At 48.1% G+C, this 18,977-nt stretch carries 18 protein-coding genes and 1 other annotated feature; of the genes, 17 read left to right on the top strand and 1 reads right to left on the bottom strand.

The genetic code is table 11. The features are described from left to right. Nucleotides 1-110: 110 nt before the first annotated feature. Nucleotides 111-366: a binding site (T-box leader), on the top strand. Nucleotides 367-424: 58 nt separating this feature from the next. The 11 genes from metG to spoVG all read left to right on the top strand — a co-directional run bounded on the left by metG (nucleotide 425) and on the right by spoVG (nucleotide 9,957). Next, entirely contained in the window at nucleotides 425-2,452 is a 2,028-nt protein-coding gene (gene metG, locus HP567_RS03195; protein WP_173612104.1) for a methionine--tRNA ligase, read from the top strand. A 27-nt stretch (nucleotides 2,453-2,479) separates the two neighbouring features. After that, nucleotides 2,480-3,250: a TatD family hydrolase gene (locus HP567_RS03200; protein ID WP_173612103.1), complete on the top strand. Its 771-nt coding sequence runs from the start codon at nucleotides 2,480-2,482 to the stop codon at nucleotides 3,248-3,250. A 358-nt stretch (nucleotides 3,251-3,608) separates the two neighbouring features. Beyond that, a complete protein-coding gene (locus HP567_RS03205) occupies nucleotides 3,609-4,706 on the top strand; it encodes a 3D domain-containing protein (RefSeq protein ID WP_173612102.1) in 1,098 nt (365 codons plus the stop codon). A 170-nt stretch (nucleotides 4,707-4,876) separates the two neighbouring features. Further along, nucleotides 4,877-5,425 carry a ribonuclease M5 gene (gene rnmV, locus HP567_RS03210; RefSeq protein ID WP_173612168.1) on the top strand — a complete coding sequence of 183 codons (549 nt, stop codon included), beginning with the start codon at nucleotides 4,877-4,879 and terminating at the stop codon, nucleotides 5,423-5,425. A gap of 3 nt (nucleotides 5,426-5,428) precedes the next feature. After that, nucleotides 5,429-6,322 (top strand): 16S rRNA (adenine(1518)-N(6)/adenine(1519)-N(6))-dimethyltransferase RsmA, encoded by an 894-nt coding sequence (gene rsmA, locus HP567_RS03215; protein ID WP_173612101.1) that lies wholly within the window; start codon nucleotides 5,429-5,431, stop codon nucleotides 6,320-6,322. 216 nt (nucleotides 6,323-6,538) lie between these two features. Next, entirely contained in the window at nucleotides 6,539-6,811 is a 273-nt protein-coding gene (gene veg, locus HP567_RS03220) for a biofilm formation stimulator Veg (protein ID WP_005830485.1), read from the top strand. Nucleotides 6,812-6,928: 117 nt separating this feature from the next. After that, on the top strand, nucleotides 6,929-7,108 hold the full coding sequence (locus HP567_RS03225) for a small, acid-soluble spore protein, alpha/beta type (RefSeq protein ID WP_173612100.1): 180 nt from the start codon (nucleotides 6,929-6,931) through the stop codon (nucleotides 7,106-7,108). 216 nt (nucleotides 7,109-7,324) lie between these two features. Beyond that, nucleotides 7,325-8,203, top strand: coding sequence for a 4-(cytidine 5'-diphospho)-2-C-methyl-D-erythritol kinase (gene ispE, locus HP567_RS03230; RefSeq protein ID WP_047074466.1), 879 nt, complete (start codon nucleotides 7,325-7,327; stop codon nucleotides 8,201-8,203). Between the two features lie 55 nt (nucleotides 8,204-8,258). Then, nucleotides 8,259-9,092 (top strand): pur operon repressor, encoded by an 834-nt coding sequence (gene purR, locus HP567_RS03235; protein WP_173612099.1) that lies wholly within the window; start codon nucleotides 8,259-8,261, stop codon nucleotides 9,090-9,092. A 6-nt stretch (nucleotides 9,093-9,098) separates the two neighbouring features. Next, on the top strand, nucleotides 9,099-9,479 hold the full coding sequence (locus HP567_RS03240; RefSeq protein ID WP_047074468.1) for a RidA family protein: 381 nt from the start codon (nucleotides 9,099-9,101) through the stop codon (nucleotides 9,477-9,479). A 190-nt stretch (nucleotides 9,480-9,669) separates the two neighbouring features. Continuing rightward, a complete protein-coding gene (gene spoVG / locus HP567_RS03245) occupies nucleotides 9,670-9,957 on the top strand; it encodes a septation regulator SpoVG (RefSeq protein WP_007719936.1) in 288 nt (95 codons plus the stop codon). A 55-nt stretch (nucleotides 9,958-10,012) separates the two neighbouring features. On the opposite strand, the gene HP567_RS03250 is transcribed toward spoVG, so the two are convergent. Continuing rightward, the gene (locus HP567_RS03250; RefSeq protein WP_173612098.1) at nucleotides 10,013-11,029 is read right to left on the bottom strand and encodes a CobW family GTP-binding protein; all 1,017 of its coding nucleotides are present in this window, start codon (nucleotides 11,027-11,029) and stop codon (nucleotides 10,013-10,015) included. Between the two features lie 195 nt (nucleotides 11,030-11,224). Here HP567_RS03250 and glmU point away from each other — a divergent pair, with 195 nt between their 5' ends. The 6 genes from glmU to mfd all read left to right on the top strand — a co-directional run bounded on the left by glmU (nucleotide 11,225) and on the right by mfd (nucleotide 18,944). Beyond that, complete coding sequence (gene glmU, locus HP567_RS03255) at nucleotides 11,225-12,610, top strand: bifunctional UDP-N-acetylglucosamine diphosphorylase/glucosamine-1-phosphate N-acetyltransferase GlmU (RefSeq protein ID WP_173612097.1); 1,386 nt, start codon at nucleotides 11,225-11,227, stop codon at nucleotides 12,608-12,610. Between the two features lie 21 nt (nucleotides 12,611-12,631). Then, the gene (locus HP567_RS03260; protein WP_007726399.1) at nucleotides 12,632-13,582 is read left to right on the top strand and encodes a ribose-phosphate diphosphokinase; all 951 of its coding nucleotides are present in this window, start codon (nucleotides 12,632-12,634) and stop codon (nucleotides 13,580-13,582) included. Between the two features lie 90 nt (nucleotides 13,583-13,672). Beyond that, on the top strand, nucleotides 13,673-14,281 hold the full coding sequence (locus tag HP567_RS03265) for a 50S ribosomal protein L25 (RefSeq protein ID WP_173612096.1): 609 nt from the start codon (nucleotides 13,673-13,675) through the stop codon (nucleotides 14,279-14,281). 106 nt (nucleotides 14,282-14,387) lie between these two features. After that, entirely contained in the window at nucleotides 14,388-14,957 is a 570-nt protein-coding gene (gene pth, locus HP567_RS03270) for an aminoacyl-tRNA hydrolase (protein WP_088910194.1), read from the top strand. A gap of 61 nt (nucleotides 14,958-15,018) precedes the next feature. Next, nucleotides 15,019-15,249, top strand: coding sequence for an anti-sigma-F factor Fin (locus tag HP567_RS03275; RefSeq protein ID WP_007726431.1), 231 nt, complete (start codon nucleotides 15,019-15,021; stop codon nucleotides 15,247-15,249). Nucleotides 15,250-15,395: 146 nt separating this feature from the next. Beyond that, the gene (gene mfd / locus HP567_RS03280; RefSeq protein ID WP_173612095.1) at nucleotides 15,396-18,944 is read left to right on the top strand and encodes a transcription-repair coupling factor; all 3,549 of its coding nucleotides are present in this window, start codon (nucleotides 15,396-15,398) and stop codon (nucleotides 18,942-18,944) included. The last annotated feature ends 33 nt before the right edge of the window (nucleotides 18,945-18,977 follow it).

Here is an 18,977-nt window from a genome sequence, read left to right on the forward strand (position 1 = left end):
GTTGGTATGAAGCCAGCGATAAAATTCCTTAGGAAAATGGGCTTGCCGAGGATGTTTACAAAACAGGTTGGTCGTGTACAATAGAGGATAAATGCAGCAACAAATGATACCAAACGACCATGATGGGAAGAGTAAGCCGATCCTCCTTATTTCAGAGAGCCGGGGTAGCTGAAAACCGGTATAAGCGAGCAAGCTGAACATGGCCCCTGAGTCTTGCAGATGAACAGTAACGGCATTGACCGTACCTTAGTAGTTTGTGACGTATGCCCACGTTACGGGTAGAGTCATGTTTTGACTCACCAAGTCCGTTTTCCGTGAGGGGACGGAGTATTTGGGTGGTACCGCGAGATAGAGCTCGCCCCAATTTTTTTGGGGTGGGCTTTTCCTTATTTTAATAAACGTAAACAGGAGGGGAATAGTTGCAATGAAACCTACTTATTACATCACAACACCGATCTACTATCCAAGTAACAAACTCCACATCGGTAACGCTTACACCACAATCGCGTGTGATGCCATGGCTCGTTATAAGCGTTTGCGCGGCTATGATGTGTATTACCTGACAGGGACAGATGAGCATGGTCAAAAGCTCCAAGAGCGTGCAGCCGAGGATGGCAAACAACCACTCGAATTCATCGACCCGATTGTCGATTGGGTAAAGGACCTATGGCAAAAGCTGGACATCTCTTATGACGATTTCATCCGTACCACTGAGCCTCGTCATAAAGAAGTCGTACAAAAAGTGTTCCAGCGTCTGCTCGACCAAGGTGATATTTATTTGGGTGAGTACGAGGGCTTCTACTGTGTGCCTTGCGAAGCTTTCTGGACAGAAACCCAAGCGAAAACAGACAACGGATATGCTTGCCCGGACTGTGGTCGCGAAGTGAAAAAAGTGAAGGAGAAAAACTACTTCTTCCGCATGTCCAAGTATCAGGACAGACTGCTTGCACACATCGAAGCAAACCCTGAATTTATTCAACCGGAGAGCCGCCGCAACGAAATGATCAATAACTTCCTGAAGCCAGGCCTCCAGGATTTGTCCGTATCCCGCAGTACATTTGACTGGGGAATCAAGGTGCCGAGCGATCCAGAGCACGTCATTTACGTATGGATCGATGCATTGACGAACTATATTTCTGCTCTCGGCTATTTGTCCGAAGACGACAGCAAATACCGTAATTTCTGGCCAGCCAATGTTCATATGGTTGGAAAAGACATTTTGCGCTTCCATACGATCTATTGGCCAATCCTGTTGATGGCACTGGATATTCCGTTGCCAAAGCAAATTTTTGGTCATGGCTGGCTTCTGATGCCAGATGGAAAAATGTCGAAATCCAAGGGGAATGTCATTGACCCGAAGGTTTTGATCGACCGTTACGGTTCTGACGGCGTTCGCTACTTCCTGCTTCGTGAAATCAACTTCGGTCAGGATGGCATCTTCACGCCAGAATCGTTCGTACAGCGCCTGAACTACGACTTGGCTAATGACATCGGAAACCTGCTGAGCCGTACCGCTACGATGATTGAGAAATATTTCGATGGTATCGTTCCAGCTCCACAGGATGCAGGAGAGCCGGATGACAGCCTGATCGGCCTTGCGATGAAAACGAAGGCGTTGGTGGAAGAGCACATGGAAGAAATGCGCTTCTCCAATGCACTGGCTCACATTTGGGAACTGGTGGGACGTACAAACAAATACATCGACGAGACCATGCCTTGGAATTTGGCAAAATCCGAAGAAACCAAAGGTCGCTTGGCAACCGTTATGTACAATTTGGTGGAAAGCATCCGCATCAGCTCCGTGCTGATCCAACCGTTCATGACCAAAGCCCCAGCGAAAATTTGGGACCAACTGGGTATTTTGGGTAATGAAGAAGCAACGAGCTGGGAATCTGCAAGTGTATGGGGTGGATTGCCTGCTGGAAGCACCGTTAGCCGCAAGGAACTACTCTTCCCTCGTCTGGATGTTCAAGCGGAACTGGCTTTCATCGACGATTCGACAGCAGAAGCACGTCGCCAAGCGGAGGAAAACAAGAAAAAGCAAGCAGCTTTGAAAGGGGAAGCACCTGTGAGTGAAACAAACACCAACCAAACAGAAGCAGCAACTGCCAAGCCAGCTGATGCAAAAGAAGAAATCAGCATCGACGATTTTGGAAAAGTAGAGCTGCGCGTCGCACAGGTAGTGGAATGTGCCAAGCATCCAAATGCAGACAAATTGTTGGTTCTGCAATTGGATCTCGGCTACGAGAAGCGCCAGGTTGTTTCTGGTATCGCAAAATACTACTCCCCAGAAGATATGGTTGGCAAAAAAGTGATCCTCGTAGCCAACCTGAAGCCAGTGAAGCTTCGCGGTGAGCTGTCTCAAGGAATGATCTTGGCAGCATCGGCAGGAGATCAGTTGACACTTGCAACTGTTGACCCAAGTATGCCAAACGGGGCAATCGTGAAGTAACGAGGGCAAGGAAAGGAAGGACCCATCTTGTTATTTGAAACCCATGCTCATCTAAATGCGAAGGAATTCGATGAGGATCGTGCTGAGGTCATTGCTCGTGCGCAAGAAAATGGCGTCAGTACGATTGTGAACATCGGATTCAACGCTGAAACAATTCCAAGCTGCATGGATTTGGCTCATGCGTATGACTTTATTTACGCCGTTATCGGTTGGCATCCACAAGACGCCAAGGACATGACAGACGAACACCTGGAATGGATCGAGGAACTCAGTCGTGATCCAAAAGTAGTGGGCTTGGGTGAAATGGGCTTGGACTACTACTGGGATACGTCGCCACGTGATGTGCAGGCAGAAGTATTCCGGAAGCAGATTCGTCTGGCTCGCAAGCTCGACATGCCGATCATCATCCACAATCGCGATGCGCACCATGACGTTTTGACGATTCTGAAGGAAGAGAAGGCAGCAGATGTTGGCGGAATCATGCACTGCTTCTCTGGCAGCTGGGAAACAGCGAAGCAGGCACTCGATATGAATTTTTATATTTCGTTCGGTGGTCCGCTTACGTTCAAAAATGCCAAGCAGCCAAAAGAAGTAGCGGCGAAGGTACCGCTAGATAAGCTGTTGATAGAGACGGATTGCCCGTATCTCACTCCGCATCCTTTCCGTGGAAAGCGAAATGAGAGTGGATATGTGCGTTACGTCTGTGAGGAAATGGCGAACATTCATGGTTTGTCTTACGAGGAAATGGCGCAAATTACTGCAGACAACGCAAGACGTCTTTTTCGCATGAATGGTTAATAAAAACGGGAAATCACGATTGATCACGTGATTTCCCGTTTTTTTGTGTGAAGTAACCAGGTTCTACTCCATTTTGTCGAAGCATACGATGAACAATGTGTCGAACGATTATTGTCCATCCGACATGGCTTCTCGACAGGTTTCTGCTACCATTCGCCAAGCCTATTTTGCTAGTCTGATACCATTATCTCTTCAGCCAAAAGGGAGGGTAAATTTGACAAAGCCGAGAAAGTGAAATACAATCAAAGCCGACCTTGTGAAGTACCGGCCACTTCCAGAATATTAGTGCAATTACATCGACCCTTACCTGGCTAGACAAGAAGAGCCTTGTGCTTTTCTAGGAAAAGGAGTGTGGGAAATGGAGTTACGCGCGATATGGGAAAGGTATAAGAATCGTGGGCTAGTCATGTTTGGCTGCCTTGCTCTTGTGCTCGTTCCCATGATTGGCTATTTCTCTGCCCAGGCTACTCAGCCAAAACAGGTCACTTTTTCGTTGGACGGAGAAAGCAAGACGGTCGCTACAAAAGCCAAGACCGTTGAGCAGTTCTTAACCGAGCGAAACATTACGGTAACGGAAAAGGATTCCCTTCAACCGACACTAGAGACGAAGCTAAAAGACGGAGCACTCATTACTTTATATACAACCTGGTCCATACCAATCCAGGTTGACGGGCAGAAAAAAACGATAGAGACACTTAGTCGTGATGTTGCTGGTGCGTTGAAGGACGGCGGCATCGTGCTAGGTGAGAAGGACCGGGTAGAACCGGCATTGACCGCTACACTTACCAAGGACTCCTCGATCAGCGTAAAGCGGGTTGTTGAGAAAATGGTAAAAGTCGATGAGCGAGTCACCTTTCAAGAAATACGCAAAAATGATCCAGCGCTGGAAAAAGGTAAAACCCGCGTATTACAAAGCGGGCAAGAAGGTAAGGCAATTGCACACTACAAGCTGATCATGGAAGATGGAAAAGAAGTCTCCCGTGATCTGGTCAAAAGAGATGTACTTGTACCGAAGAAAGATAATGTCGTAGCCGTGGGTACCGCAGTCCCAATGTTGCAGAAAAAGGGTCAGCCAGATCGGGTCCTGGTTGCTTCTGCAGCGGGTCCGGTCTCGCGTGGTGGAAAAGTGTTTAGGCCGAAAAAAGTACTGAACGGGGTTACCCTGACTGCATATACTCCTTCGGGAGGTGGCAAACACCCAAGCTCTCCAGGATATGGACGCACATCGACAGGGGTAAAAGCCAAGGCAGGTCACACAATCGCTGTAGATCCTAAAGTCATTCCGTATGGATGGTGGGTGTACATTGAAGGTGTTGGGTATCGTCGAGCTGAAGATACGGGTGGCGCCATGAAAGGTGGCAAAATCGACGTATTCGTAGGCACGGAGTCCGAGGCGAGGAAATTCGGTCGCAAGCGAAACAAAACTGTATATATCATTGGACCACAGAAGCCTTAGGACAGGAGCGATTGCTCCTGTTCTTCTGTTTCCTCCAAGGTTATTATGATAAGCTGTTTGTTAGTTAGACGATCCTGTTTTACCAAATGTTTCATGTATTTTTTGCTTGAGGTACGGTTTTTTTGGAACACTAGTATCGTACCGACTTTGTACGAAAGTGGAGGCACATGATGAAGATCAAGGAAGTCATCGTGGTGGAAGGTCGAGACGATACCGCAGCAATCAAGCGTGCGGTTAATGCCGATACGATTGAAACTGGCGGTTCTGCCATTCATAAAAGAACGATTGAAAAAATCAGGCTGGCGCAACAAAAACGCGGTGTTATTATTTTCACAGACCCTGATTATCAAGGGGAGCGCATCCGAAAAATTATCAGCAAGTCGGTTCCAGGCTGCAAGCACGCATTTATTACCCAGGAGGATGGGACCAAAAAGGGCGACATCGGCGTCGAAAACGCGACACCTGACGTGATTATTCGTGCGCTCTCAGAAGTGCGTACCGAAATGGCGGAAACGGCTGGAGAGATTACCTCTGACGATTTGTTGGCAAATGGCCTGACGTCCGGAGTAGATGCCAAAGAACGCAGAATCAAGCTGGGAGAAGCATTGGGGATCGGATACGCCAACGCAAAGCAAATGCTGCAGCGACTCAATGCTTTCCAAATCAGTCGAGAAGAATTCGAAGCGGCCATTGCGGCCATCAACAAAGAGAGGGAGTAAGCCATGACCCAAATAGCGGGCAAGGATATTGCCACACCTACGCGCACAAAAGAGATAGTGGAGAAGTACGGCTTTGCTTTTAAGAAGAGTCTGGGTCAGAACTTCCTGATAGACACCAATATTTTACATAACATTGTTTCAGAAGCAGACCTTACCAAGGAAAAGGGAGCGATTGAAATTGGCCCCGGTATCGGTGCGCTGACGGAGCAATTGGGACGAGCAGCCAAAAAAGTGATGGCGATCGAAATCGACCAGCGTCTTTTGCCTATTTTGCAGGACACGCTGTCACCCTATGAAAATATTGAAGTCGTTCACGGGGACGTACTGGAGCTGGATCTGAAGAAGTTAATAGAAGAAAAGATGACAGGAGTGGAAAAGCTGAGCGTAGTGGCGAATTTGCCTTACTATGTGACGACACCGATCCTGATGAAGCTGCTGGAAGAGAGATTGCCCCTCGAAAACATCGTGGTTATGATTCAAAAGGAAGTGGCAGAGAGAATTGCAGCCAAACCAGGAACGAAAGACTATGGCTCTCTGTCAGTCGCAGCTCAATTCTATGCAGATACAGAAGTAGCGATGATTGTGCCTGCAAGTGTGTTTGTTCCGCGTCCGAATGTCGACTCAGCAGTGATTCGCTTAAAGGTAAGAGATCGTCCGCCAGTGGAAGTAGACGATCAGGATGTGTTTTTCCGGGTGGTACGCAGCTCGTTTGCGCAGCGCCGTAAGACATTGTTGAACAACCTGATGAACGGACTGTTTCCTAAAACCCAAAAGGATGAAGTAATACAGATGCTCAATGACATCGGGATCGATCCGACCCGGCGTGGTGAAACACTCAGCTTGGACGAATTTGCCCGCCTAGCGAACGAAGGTATGCGCCGCGGACTGATTACGTAAATCGTGTAGACGACCCCCTTATTTTTGGGCGAGATCCCCCAAGAATGGGGGTTTTTGCGTATTAATGCCCTTTATGCATATCATTTGACAAATATCTACGTTTTTTATGAAAAAAACCCCGTTGACAAAATATCTGCAGGGTTGCTATAATTTTTTATTTCTTTGACAAAATATAAGGGAGCTGTTATAATAGATGTAAGCGAGGTGGATGGAACAATGGCAAGAAACGCGTTACTTGACATTAAACGTAGTTTAGACGGACACATTGGTGAGCGCATCCTGCTGAAGGCTAATGGCGGTCGCCGCAAAACCGTTGAACGTAGTGGCATCCTCGAAGAAACTTACCCATCTGTGTTTGTGGTAAAGCTGGATGACGATCAACTCTTTGAGCGGGTATCTTACAGCTATGCTGACATCTTGACGGAAACAGTAGAATTGACGGTGTGCCGCGAAAACGAGCACATCCGCATCACATTTGTACAACAGTAGAGCCCTTTTGGGTTCTACTGTTTTGTTTTTTATATCGAAAAGCTCTGAACATTTGGTTGAGGCAATAAAATGAGCGGCATGGAGCACACTAAGCTTGTCGACGAGAAGGAGGGTGCTATGGGTCGCAGACGAGGACTGATGTCAGAGCAGTTAAAGATGGAACTGGCCAAAGAGCTTGGGTTTTACGATACGGTAAAATCCGAGGGTTGGGGAGGCATCACGACACGTGACGCGGGTAACATGGTCAAGCGCGCTGTTCAGCTTGCTGAGGAAGCATTAGCCGCTAAGCGATTGTAACGTTTGGGTTTGATCGAACGGACGTTTCTCACCATATAAAACTCGTTGACAAAGCCGGGGCAGCCCGGCTTTTTTTTCTGTAAAGAGAGCTGAATTTTCGAAATACCCATAATGATCTCGATCCTATTCTTTTTAATTGATCAAGTGGCATGGGAGAGTTTGCCTATGCTACAATAAGAGACTAGGAAATTTAGAAAGTAGGCAGAGGTGAATTACGTGCGTATCTCGGTCAAAGCTCCGGCCAAAATTAATTTGACTCTCGACGTGCTTGCCAAACGGCCGGACGGTTATCACGAAGTGGAAATGGTGATGACAACCGTAGACTTGGCAGATCGTGTGGACATGACTCTACGCGAAGATGGTGAGATTACGCTGGACTGTTCTGCCAGCTTCGTACCGGATGATATCCGTAACCATGCATATAAAGCGGCAACGCTCATGAAAGAAAAATTTCAAGTACGCCAAGGCGTACACTTGTATATCGACAAGCAAATACCAGTTGCGGCTGGGCTGGCAGGTGGCAGCAGTGATGCAGCGGCAACACTGCGCGGCTTGAACCAATTATGGAATCTCGGGTTGACCAGAGATGAGTTGGCTAAAATCGGAGCGGAGATTGGCTCTGATGTGCCATTTTGCGTTTACGGTGGAACAGCACTGGCGACGGGGCGTGGCGAACAGATTGCGCATCTGGGAGCGCCTGCACCGTGCTGGGTCATTCTAGCCAAGCCGCCTATCGGAGTATCTACCCCGGATGTGTACGGAAACCTGCGTGTGGCCCAGATCGATAATCATCCCGATACCAAACAAATGCTGCAAGCTATTGCGACCCAAGACTTTTCACTCATGTGCCAATCTCTTGGGAATGTGTTGGAGAATGTCACGCTCTCGCTCCATCCACAAGTAAGACAGATCAAGGATCTCATGGTCGCGTCGGGGGCAGACGGTGTCCTGATGTCTGGCAGCGGTCCTACCGTGTTTGCTCTTGTGCAAAAGGAAGCGAAAGTACATCGGATCTACAATGCGTTGCGAGGTTTTGTCAAAGATGTGTTTGTTGTCCGAATGTTAGGCGCCAAAGAAGGGGAAATACTTGCATAAACCCGTATGGAAATGATACATTATCAGCATAATATTCGGTTTTGGAGGAAGAGCCATGAAGAAATTGCGCAGAAGTGCACGTCTGGTTGACATGACGCAGCACTTGCTCGCCCATCCCCATACGCTGACTCCTCTCACTCTGTTCGCGGAACAATACGGCGCAGCGAAATCATCCATCAGTGAAGACTTGTCTATCATCAAAGAGGCTTTTGAAGTCCAAGGGGTAGGCTTGTTGAAAACGGTGGCGGGAGCGGCAGGCGGAGTGAAGTATATTCCACAGGTCAAAACGGAAGAGGCCCTTCACTTCATGCGCGAACTGATCGGTCAACTCGCTAATCCAGAGAGACTTTTGCCAGGTGGATACTTGTACATGTCCGACATTCTCGGAAATCCACAAACGATGGCGAAGATCGGAAAGCTCTTTGCAACCGCTTATGCGGATAAAAATGTGGATGTCGTCATGACGGTGGAAACAAAGGGGATTCCACTTGCGTATGCGACGGCTATGTTTTTGAATGTGCCTGTTGTGATTGTGCGCCGTGACAACAAGGTGACGGAAGGTTCAGTAGTGAGCATTAACTATGTATCTGGTTCCAGTAAACGAATTCAAACCATGTCACTCGCTCGCCGCGGTTTGGCCGAGCAGTCTCGTGTCCTCATTGTGGACGACTTTATGAAAGCTGGCGGGACGCTGCGGGGCATGATTGATTTGTTGCAGGAATTCCGTGCAACCGTAGTGGGATGCGGCGTACTGGTAGAAACGACAGCGGATGTTTCTGAGCGTTTGGTAGATGAATACGTATCACTTGCAAAACTGCAGGATGTAGACTTCAAGGGCAAGCAAATTGAAATAGAGCTAGGCAGTTTTTTTGAAATTAGAGGGGAGTAGATAGGTATGGCAATCTCTTTTGTTTCAACTGACAAGGCTCCTGCCGCTATTGGTCCTTACAGCCAAGCTGCAAAGGTAGGTCCATTTCTTTTCGCATCCGGTCAAATTCCACTGCGTGCAGACGGCACTCTGGTAGAAGGTGACGTCGTGGAGCAAACCCATCAGGTTTTTTCCAACATTCAAGCGGTACTGGCAGAAGCTGGTGGCAACCTGACGAATGTAGTGAAAGCGACTGTATTTATCAAGGACATGAATGATTTTGGTCAACTGAACGAAGTGTACGGCCAATATTTTGGCGATCACAAGCCAGCTCGCTCCACTGTGGAAGTGGCACGACTGCCGCGCGATGTAAAAGTCGAAATCGAAATCGTAGCTTATATCGGATAGAAAAAAATGGAAAACAGCCTGATGCCACGCGCATTGGGCTGTTTTTGTACTTGCAGAAAATGTTTCCAAAAAATGACATATAAACATATTTATATATTTTTTCAAAAATTACATAATGATAAGCAGGAATATTTACCCAGCAGGTGGAAATAATCCTAAACGCGTTACATAGATAAAGGGAGTGAACTAGATGGAAGTAACAGACGTAAGACTTCGCCGAGTGAATACGGATGGTAGGATGAAAGCGATTGCATCCATTACAATTGACCATGAATTTGTGGTTCATGATATCCGTGTCATTGACGGAAACAATGGTATGTTTGTAGCTATGCCGAGCAAGCGTACACCAGACGGAGAATTCCGTGATATTGCACATCCGATTTCTTCGACTACCCGTGAAAAGATTCAGGCAGCAGTTCTCACAGAATACGACCGCGTAGGTCAAGAGGAAGAAAGCACTATCGAAGCTGGTGCTTAAAAAGTCCTGATACTCAAAGCACCCTGTCACTTTCGGCAGGGTGCTTCGGCGTCCGTTAACCATAACATTTTTTTAAATCGTTTAAAATAATTTCTCGATCCATTCCTTCTCCGATGAAGACAGCTACCATCTTCGGCCCGAAATTTTCAAATGGAAACAGGAGCACCTGATTATCGGTATGTTGAAACGAGATTAGCTCGGGCTTTCCGTGGAACTGGACATAGCCTTTTGCCCGATAGACGTTTTTAGGGAGATCGTACAGAAAGTCCTCGAATTTTTTCTCGTCTACGGGTCCGGTAAATACATAGGAAAACGTTTCGATACTATTGTAGAGAGAGGGTTGGCTTGTTTTCAGGCCAAGGGATTGCTTGAGCCTGTCCATCGTTGACATTCGGCCGATGCTTTTCTGTACGGCAATGGGGCGGTTTTCCTCGTTGTCGAGCGGTCGCTCATGAACGGTTCGTTTGACTGATAAAAGCCGGGAGACTTCTATTTCTGCCTGAACAGTAGCGTGTATGGGTGCAGTCGGATTGATTTCGCTGAGCTTTTGACGAACCCGCTCTACGACATCAGGATTAGTCAAATCGGTTTTGTTCAACAGAAGCAGGTCTGCGTAACGCACCTGGTTTCGAATCGTTTTGACCAGAGTGGCAGTCGAGGAGAATCGTGAGTTGAGGTCCAGGAAGCGAGAGGCGTCGACAACGCTAATGGTCCCTTTTAACTCCAGTCGATCATACAGCTCTGGATGGGTAATCGTATCGATGACATCAAGTGGATCGGCTACACCAGTAGTTTCGATGAGGATTCGGTCTGGCGCAATGGCGTTCATAATATCTTTCAAGCCCTCCGTCAGTTCGCCCTTGATCGAGCAGCATATGCAGCCATCGAGCATTTTTTTGACAGGAAAGCCAAACCCCTGCAATTGTTCCCCGTCAATATCTTCCTCCCCCATTTCATTCATCAATACGACCACTTTCTGGTCTGTGATGCGCAAATGAGTCAGCCACTTTTGCAAAAGGGTGGTTTTTCCGCTTCCTAAATACCCAGTCAGCAAGTATACCTCTGCGCTCATCTCATCCTACCTCCTTCAAATAACCCCTTTCGCCAAACAATATATCACATTTCTGTCAGAAAATTAAATGTTGTCTGCCATATGTCTAACTACTGGCAATGCAAGGAATCAACCATAATCCTGTATCGATTGTCTTGAAATTCACATATGAATTAGGATATAGTCATTGTGGAACTTCTACGATGGAGGGTTGACATGTCTAAGATCCATGCCGTGGTTCTGGCTGCTGGTCAGGGTACACGGATGAAATCGAAGCTGTACAAAGTCCTGCACCCTGTGTGCGGAAAGCCTATGGTTCAGCATGTAGTCGATACGATGGCGTCCATGCAGGTTCAGGATATCGTTGTCGTCGTAGGTCATGGTGCTGACGCTGTCCGTGCCAAGCTAGGCGAGGACGTCACTTATGCTCTGCAAGAAGAACAGTTGGGGACGGCACATGCCGTTTCGCAGGCAGCGCCGTTTTTACAGGATAAAGAAGGAACTACGTTTCTTTTATATGGAGACGTTCCCCTCTTGTCAGCGACTACGTTGTCGGCCTTGCTGACCTATCACGAGGAGCAGCAAGCGGCTGCAACTGTATTGACCGCCGTGTTACCTGACGCAACAGGTTATGGGCGTATCGTGCGCAATGAGGCGGGCGAAGTATTGCGAATCGTGGAACATAAAGACGCTACGGAAGCGGAACGGGCGATCAGAGAAATTAATACGGGCATATACTGCTATGACAACCGAAAATTATGGAAAGCCTTGGCGGAAGTGAAAAATGACAACGCACAAGGCGAATACTATGTAACAGACGTTGTCGGTATTTTGCGTGATGCAGGTGAAAAGGTAGTCGGATACGAAGCGATTGACCCGGAGGAAACAATGGGTGTGAACGATCGTGTGCAGCTATCGGAAGCAGAAGCCTACATGAAAAAACGTATTATGACTGGTCACATGCGAAATGGTGTGACTATCATCGACCCAACTTCTACGTACATCGAAACTGATGTGAAGATTGAGGCAGATACCGTGATTCACCCAGGTTCTTTCCTGCGTGGACAAACAACTATTGGAGCCGATTGTGTAATCGGGCCCCAAGCGGATCTGACGAACGTAGAAGTAGCGAGTGGCGTGACCATTTCTTACTCGGTGATGGTTGATTCGAGTGTCGAAAGTAACTCATCTGTTGGGCCATTTGCTTATGTTCGACCAGGATCACAGATTGGAAGCAATGCCAAAATCGGTGATTTCGTGGAATTGAAAAATGCGAAAATTGGTGACGGTACGAAGGTTCCACATCTCAGCTATGTAGGAGATGCGGAAATCGGAGACGGAGTCAATATTGGCTGTGGAACGATTACCGTCAACTACGATGGGGCAGTGAAGCATAAAACAACAGTAAAAGATGGAGCATTCATCGGATGCAACAGCAATCTGGTTGCGCCAGTTACAGTTGGACAAAATGCTTATGTAGCTGCAGGATCGACCATTAATCAAGATGTGCCAGATAATGCGCTTGCGATCGCACGTGAGCGTCAAGTAAATAAAATCGATTACGCGAACAAAATGCCTCGCAAGGGCAAAAAGCAATCATAACGGGAGGTTCTTGAGAAGATCATGGCTAACTACCGCGACCCAAAACTGAAGGTATTTACGTGCAACGCAAACCCGGAACTGGCAAAAGAAATCGCCGAACACATCGGCGTACCACTCGGAAACGCACAAGTAGTGCGCTTTAGTGATGGCGAATGCCAACTCAAACTCAATGAAAGTGTTCGCGGTTGTGACGTATTTGTCATTCAGCCAACATCTGCTCCCGTTAATGAGCATCTGATGGAGCTTTTGGTCATGGTCGATGCATTGAAGCGCGCTTCGGCTAAGAGTATCAACGTGGTTATTCCTTACTACGGTTATGCTCGTCAAGATCGTAAAGCACGTGCACGCGATCCAATCACGGCTAAGCTGGTTGCGAACCTGATCGAGACAGCGGGTGCACAACGTGTGATTACGATGGATCTGCACGCAACACAAATCCAAGGCTTCTTCGATATTCCGGTAGATCATCTGCTGGGTGTGCCTATCTTGGGTAAACACTTCTCTGAAAAAGGTCTGAAAGACATCGTTGTTGTATCTCCAGACCACGGTGGCGTGACCCGTGCTCGTAAATTGGCAGAACGTCTGGAAGCGCCTATTGCCATTATTGACAAACGTCGCCCAGAACCAAACGTAGCCGAAGTAATGAACATCGTAGGGAACATCGAAGGCAAAACAGCGATCATCATCGACGATATTATCGATACCGCTGGAACGATCACACTGGCTGCAAGTGCACTTGTAGAAGCAGGCGCACGTGAAGTATATGCATGCTGCACGCACCCAGTTCTGTCTGGTCCTGCTATCGAGCGTATTGCAAACTCGAAGATCAAGGAACTGATTGTGACCAACTCGATTCCGCTGACAGAAGAACAAATTATCGATAAGATTACCGTTCTTTCCGTAGCGCCAATCATTGGTGAAGCAATCATTCGTGTTCACGAAGAGCTTTCCGTAAGCAAGTTGTTCGATTAATATACAATCCCCTGTTAGGGGATTGAACTAAACCTCCGATGGACAAGCTAGTGAGGAAACTTTTACTAGCGGTCCGAAGGAGGTTTTTTTGTGGAACAATTACAGGCACAGTCTCGCGAAAAAAAGACAGGCAATGCTGTAAAGGTACTGCGTAACGAAGGTTGGGTTCCTGGTATTATCTACGGCAGCGAAGTGGGCAATAAGCCGATTCAGGTCAAGGGAAGAGAGCTGGATGCGGCCCTGCGTAACCAGTCAACAAACAAGCCATTTCGGTTAAGTGTAGACGGGAACACGCACGATGTCATGGTTTATGAGCTGCAACGGCATCCCTTGCAGGGGAACATTTTGCATGCAGATTTTAAGAAGATCAATATGAATGAAAAAATACACACGTCTGTCCCTGTCCTCATGACAGGAGATCCGGAATTGGGTGTGGCTACCCTTATCCGCCACAGTGTGGAAGTGACTTGCTTGCCAGGTAATATACCAGAATCCTTCTTGGTCGATGTCGATGGAATGAATATTGGGGATGTCGTGCTTGTTTCCGATCTGAATGTCCCACCCGGAGTAGATCTGGGGCTCGAATCCACGGAAGTGCTGATCAGTGTACTGCCAGTGAAGGCCAAGTCCGAAGAATCAATCGATGCGGAACAAGAAGCAGAAGCAGTGGCTGAAAAAGCAGGAACAGCGAACGAATAAAATCAGGGCGTGAAAAAAGAAGGGCGAGGTGATTTCATCTCTGCCCTTCTACTTTTGTTCACGTAACCATTCGAGTACAATGGGGAGAGAGTAGGAGGGAATAAGCGTGAAAGTCATAATCGGATTGGGTAATCCCGGCAAAAAATATGAAGATACCAGACATAATGCTGGCTTTATGGCCATAGATAAGATTAGCGACAAATGGGGAATTCCTGTTACGCAAAACAAGTTTCGTGCACTCGTGGGCGAAGGCCGCATCGAGGGCGAGAAGGTACTGCTGGTGAAGCCGCAGACGTACATGAATCTCTCCGGTGAATCGGTAGCGGAAGTACTCAAATTTTACAAGCTGATCCCTGACGATCTAGTCGTCATCTACGACGATCTTGATTTGCCGACCGGACATCTTCGCCTGCGAGAAAAAGGCAGCGCTGGTGGGCATAACGGCATCAAGTCGATGATTCAGCATTTGGGCACACAGGAGTTTAAACGAATCAAGGTAGGAATCAGTCGTCCTGAACCAGGGCGGAGCGTCAGCGACTATGTTTTGAATACGTTTCCAGTGTCAGAAAGAGCCGATATTCAAGAAGCGGTGAGCTTGGCGGCTGACGCATGCGCCATGTGGACAAGAGAGTCGTTTTTAAAGGTCATGAACCATTACAACAGCTTGAAAAAGTAGTATGATTTCCCACCCAATCGTCCATACTAAGCGATAGGAACAGTATGGGGGTGGTATGTGCATGAGCATACGCTATACATGTCGCTGCTGCGGCATGAAGATTGCAGAATTTGACGAATCGCAAGTAACGGAAGCGCAGCTCGGGTTTGATTCCTTGACCCCGGAGGAACGTGCTCTTATAATATCGAGAGAACAAAGTGGAGATACGGTCGTCAGCATCACGTGCGACTATTGCCGTGAAGCGCTGATTCAGCATCCAGAGCTTTCGCTAGTCGGAAACCCACTTCAATAAGTGGATACGCATTAGGAAGGCTTGCACTGACAAGGCCTTAGCTTGGGGAGCTAAGGCTTCTTTTCGCATGGCTGACCTGCGGTTGTTGTGAACGTAAGCGAAGCTCTGATTTTAGTTGACAGAAGAATTAGAGAGGGGATTAGTGAATGCAAGTCATCATTAACCCGATGAAACAGGACACGAACGTCGGGACAATCGTGGCTGGTTTGGAGAAGGGGCTACATGAGCAGCTTGTCTCTGGCTTGGCTGGTTCCGCGCGACAAGTATTGATGGCGTCATTGCAACAAATGTCAGATCGTCCGGTCTGCGTAGTGACGCATAACATGTACCAAGCACAAAAAGTATACGAAGATTTGATCGAGTTGGTTCCCTCTGATCAGGTGTTGCTTTATCCCGGTAATGAGCTGATTGGCTCTGAGCTTGCCATTGCCAGCCCTGAAATGCTGGCGCAGCGAATTCATGTATTCAACCGTCTGGCCCAAGGCTTTACGGGTTTTTTGGTTGCACCTTTTGCTGGCTTGCGTCGTTTGGTCGTTCCTCCGCAGGTATGGAAGGAAGCACAGATTCAGTTGTCCGTCGGTGATGAGCTTGATATCGAATCCTTTTTGCTCCGATGTATTGAGCTTGGCTATGAGCGAGTGGACATGGTCGAGCGCAAGGGAGAAATGAGTATTCGCGGTGGAATTATCGACTTGTATCCGATCGATTCAGAGTGGCCGGTGCGGATTGAGCTTTTTGATGTGGAGATCGACTCGATCCGTACATTTGACATGCTCTCTCAACGTTCATTGGAATCCGTCCAGACGTATGTTCTTGGTCCAGCGAAAGAAATGATTGCTTCGACTCCGTTATTGCAGGAATCGGCTGTTCGCCTAGAACAAAAGCTGGGAGAAACCCTCGCTAATTTGAAGGATGGGGCTGCCAAGGAAAAAGTCATGGAGCGAATCGGCTCTGATGCAGAGAGAATGAAGCAGGGACAGCGTTTTGCGCAGCTGTATTCGTACATCTCTGTCATTTACCCGACTGGCGATACATTATTGTCCTATATGCCTTCCGATACCTTGCTGATCGTTGATGAGCCTTCTCGCGTGTTGGATACGGCAGCGCAACTGCAAAAAGAAGAAGGGGAATGGCTGACAGGACGCATCGTCCAGGGCGAATATATGTCCAATCTCAGCCTGTCGCGTACGTACGACGAGATCGTGTCGACGAAAAAGCGCCAGATTGTTTACCTATCCCTGTTTTTGAGACAATCACCGAAGACTCAGCCGCAAAACATCGTAAATCTGACTTGCCGTACCATGCAAAACTTCCACGGACAGATGAACGTGCTGAAAACAGAGCTGGCCCGTTGGAAGAAGTCTCAGGATCAGATCGTCTTTGTCGCAGCTGATTTGGAGCGTGCGAAGCGACTGGAGCGTGTCCTGCATGACTACGAAATGGAAGCCGATGTTTTAACAGAAGCAGTGGAAACGGTGCCTCCAGGGCGTCCTACGATCATTTTAGGAAACCTCCAGACAGGTTTTGAGTTGCCGCTAAACAAGCTGGTTGTTATTACGGAAGGTGAAGTATTTACCGCGAAACAGCGCAAGGCGCGCAAAGTTCAGCAGACGATGAACAACGCGGAGCGTATCAAAAACTACCTCGAACTAAAGCCCGGTGATTTCGTCGTGCACGTGAATCACGGGATTGGAAAATACCTTGGAATTGAAACCAAAGAAATTCTCGGAATTCATAAAGATTACCTTCATATTCAATACGCAGCAGGAGACAGTCTGTTTGTTCCGATTGATCAAATCGACCATGTGCAGAAGTACGTGGCGAGCGAAGAGGCACAGCCGAAGATCTACAGCTTGGGCGGCAGCGAATGGAAACGCGTCAAAAACAAAGTCCAGTCGTCTGTAAAGGATATCGCCGAAGATTTGATCAAACTGTATGCAGCCCGCGAATCGGCTGTCGGTCATACATTCTCTCCCGACACGGCAGAGCAGCGTGAATTTGAGGCGATGTTCCCGTATCAGGAAACACAAGACCAGCTCCGCGCGATTTCGGAAGTGAAAGCGGACATGGAGCGCAAACGCCCGATGGATCGCCTCGTTTGTGGAGACGTGGGTTACGGGAAGACAGAGGTTGCGATTCGTGCTGCCTTCAAGGCTGTCATGGACGGAAAACAGGTAGCCGTTTTGGTTCCAACTACGATTCTGGCGCAACAGCATTACGAGACGTTCCGTGAGCGTTTTGCGGAGTATCCGATCCGCGTGGAGGTATTGAGTCGATTCCGTTCGCGCAAAGAGCAGAACGCCACACTAAAAGGACTGAAGGAAGGCACAGTCGATGTTGTCATCGGTACGCACCGTCTGCTTTCCAAAGACCTGACATTCCGCGAGCTTGGTCTGTTAATCGTAGACGAGGAGCAGCGCTTCGGTGTGAGTCACAAGGAAAAGCTGAAGCAAATCAAAACGAATGTGGATGTCATGACTCTGACCGCTACGCCAATTCCACGTACCTTGCACATGTCGATGCTCGGTGTGCGTGATTTGTCTGTCATTGAAACGCCGCCAGAAAATCGTTTTCCGGTACAGACGTATGTGATGGATTACAGCCCTGCTTTGGTTCGCGAAGCGATTGAGCGCGAGATGGCTCGTGATGGGCAAGTGTTCTTCCTCTACAACCAAGTACAGGGAATCGAACAGATGGCGGAGCAGATTTCCATGCTCGTTCCTGACGCGCGCATCGCTGTAGCGCATGGACAGATGAACGAAAGCGAGCTGGAAGGCGTCATTCTCGACTTTTTGGAAGGGAATTTTGACGTGTTGGTCAGCACAACTATCATTGAGACCGGGGTGGACATCCCGAACGTCAATACGCTGATTATTTACAATGCAGACAAAATGGGCTTGTCCCAGCTGTATCAGCTGCGTGGACGTGTAGGTCGTTCCAATCGAATTGCGTACGCTTACTTTACGTATCAACGGGACAAGGTGCTGACAGAGGTAGCGGAAAAACGTCTGCAAGCCATCAAGGAATTTACCGAGCTCGGCTCTGGTTTCAAGATCGCGATGCGAGACTTGTCCATTCGTGGAGCTGGTAATTTGCTGGGCGCGGAGCAGCATGGTTTTATTAATACGGTCGGATTCGACTTGTACAGCCAGATGCTGAAAGAAGCCATTGATGAGCTGAAGGGCGAAGTCAAACAAGAAATTGTCACACCTGTGGAGATCAATCTGCAACTGGATGCCTATATTCCGTCGATGTACATTACGGACAGCCGACAAAAAATCGAGATGTACAAAAAGTTTGTCGCGGTGTCTACATTGGAGGACGTCGACGATTTGGCAGAAGAGCTGCTAGACCGTTTTGGACCAGTTCCGAAGCCAGTTGATAATCTGCTGACCATTTCCCGTTTGCGTGTGTATGCCTTAAAGCACCACATCACCGAAATTAGCCAAAAGAATCCAGACGAGATAAAATTGGTCCTGCACCCTAGCCAGAACAACAACATCGATGGTGGAGCGCTGTTTGCGCTTACCAGTAACTGGAGCAAGAGGGTAGGGCTGTCGGGTGGACAACAGATCACGATTGCTGTTAAAGTAAAGGGGTTAAAGGAAGATGAGGGCGTGCAGTTGGTTGAAAAGCTGCTGCGTCAATTTCACCAGGTGCGAAGAGACACCGGTACGGAGAGTCCTGTGTCATAACTGACAAAATGGGCTTGCCCGGGAAGGGAGAAC

Origin of the sequence: Brevibacillus sp. M2.1A, assembly GCF_013284355.2 — a bacterium.
Lineage (GTDB): Bacteria > Bacillota > Bacilli > Brevibacillales > Brevibacillaceae > Brevibacillus.

Bases quoted from the DNA above. Each gene is read 5' to 3' on its own strand.
- metG (WP_173612104.1), top strand. From the start codon at position 425: ATGAAACCTACTTATTACATCACAACACCGATCTACTATCCAAGTAAC.
- HP567_RS03205 (WP_173612102.1), top strand. From the start codon at position 3,609: ATGGAGTTACGCGCGATATGGGAAAGGTATAAGAATCGTGGGCTAGTC.
- rnmV (WP_173612168.1), top strand. From the start codon at position 4,877: ATGAAGATCAAGGAAGTCATCGTGGTGGAAGGTCGAGACGATACCGCA.
- rsmA (WP_173612101.1), top strand. From the start codon at position 5,429: ATGACCCAAATAGCGGGCAAGGATATTGCCACACCTACGCGCACAAAA.
- veg (WP_005830485.1), top strand. From the start codon at position 6,539: ATGGCAAGAAACGCGTTACTTGACATTAAACGTAGTTTAGACGGACAC.
- HP567_RS03225 (WP_173612100.1), top strand. From the start codon at position 6,929: ATGGGTCGCAGACGAGGACTGATGTCAGAGCAGTTAAAGATGGAACTG.
- purR (WP_173612099.1), top strand. From the start codon at position 8,259: ATGAAGAAATTGCGCAGAAGTGCACGTCTGGTTGACATGACGCAGCAC.
- HP567_RS03240 (WP_047074468.1), top strand. From the start codon at position 9,099: ATGGCAATCTCTTTTGTTTCAACTGACAAGGCTCCTGCCGCTATTGGT.
- spoVG (WP_007719936.1), top strand. From the start codon at position 9,670: ATGGAAGTAACAGACGTAAGACTTCGCCGAGTGAATACGGATGGTAGG.
- HP567_RS03250 (WP_173612098.1), bottom strand. From the start codon at position 11,029: ATGAGCGCAGAGGTATACTTGCTGACTGGGTATTTAGGAAGCGGAAAA.
- glmU (WP_173612097.1), top strand. From the start codon at position 11,225: ATGTCTAAGATCCATGCCGTGGTTCTGGCTGCTGGTCAGGGTACACGG.
- HP567_RS03260 (WP_007726399.1), top strand. From the start codon at position 12,632: ATGGCTAACTACCGCGACCCAAAACTGAAGGTATTTACGTGCAACGCA.
- HP567_RS03275 (WP_007726431.1), top strand. From the start codon at position 15,019: ATGAGCATACGCTATACATGTCGCTGCTGCGGCATGAAGATTGCAGAA.
- mfd (WP_173612095.1), top strand. From the start codon at position 15,396: ATGCAAGTCATCATTAACCCGATGAAACAGGACACGAACGTCGGGACA.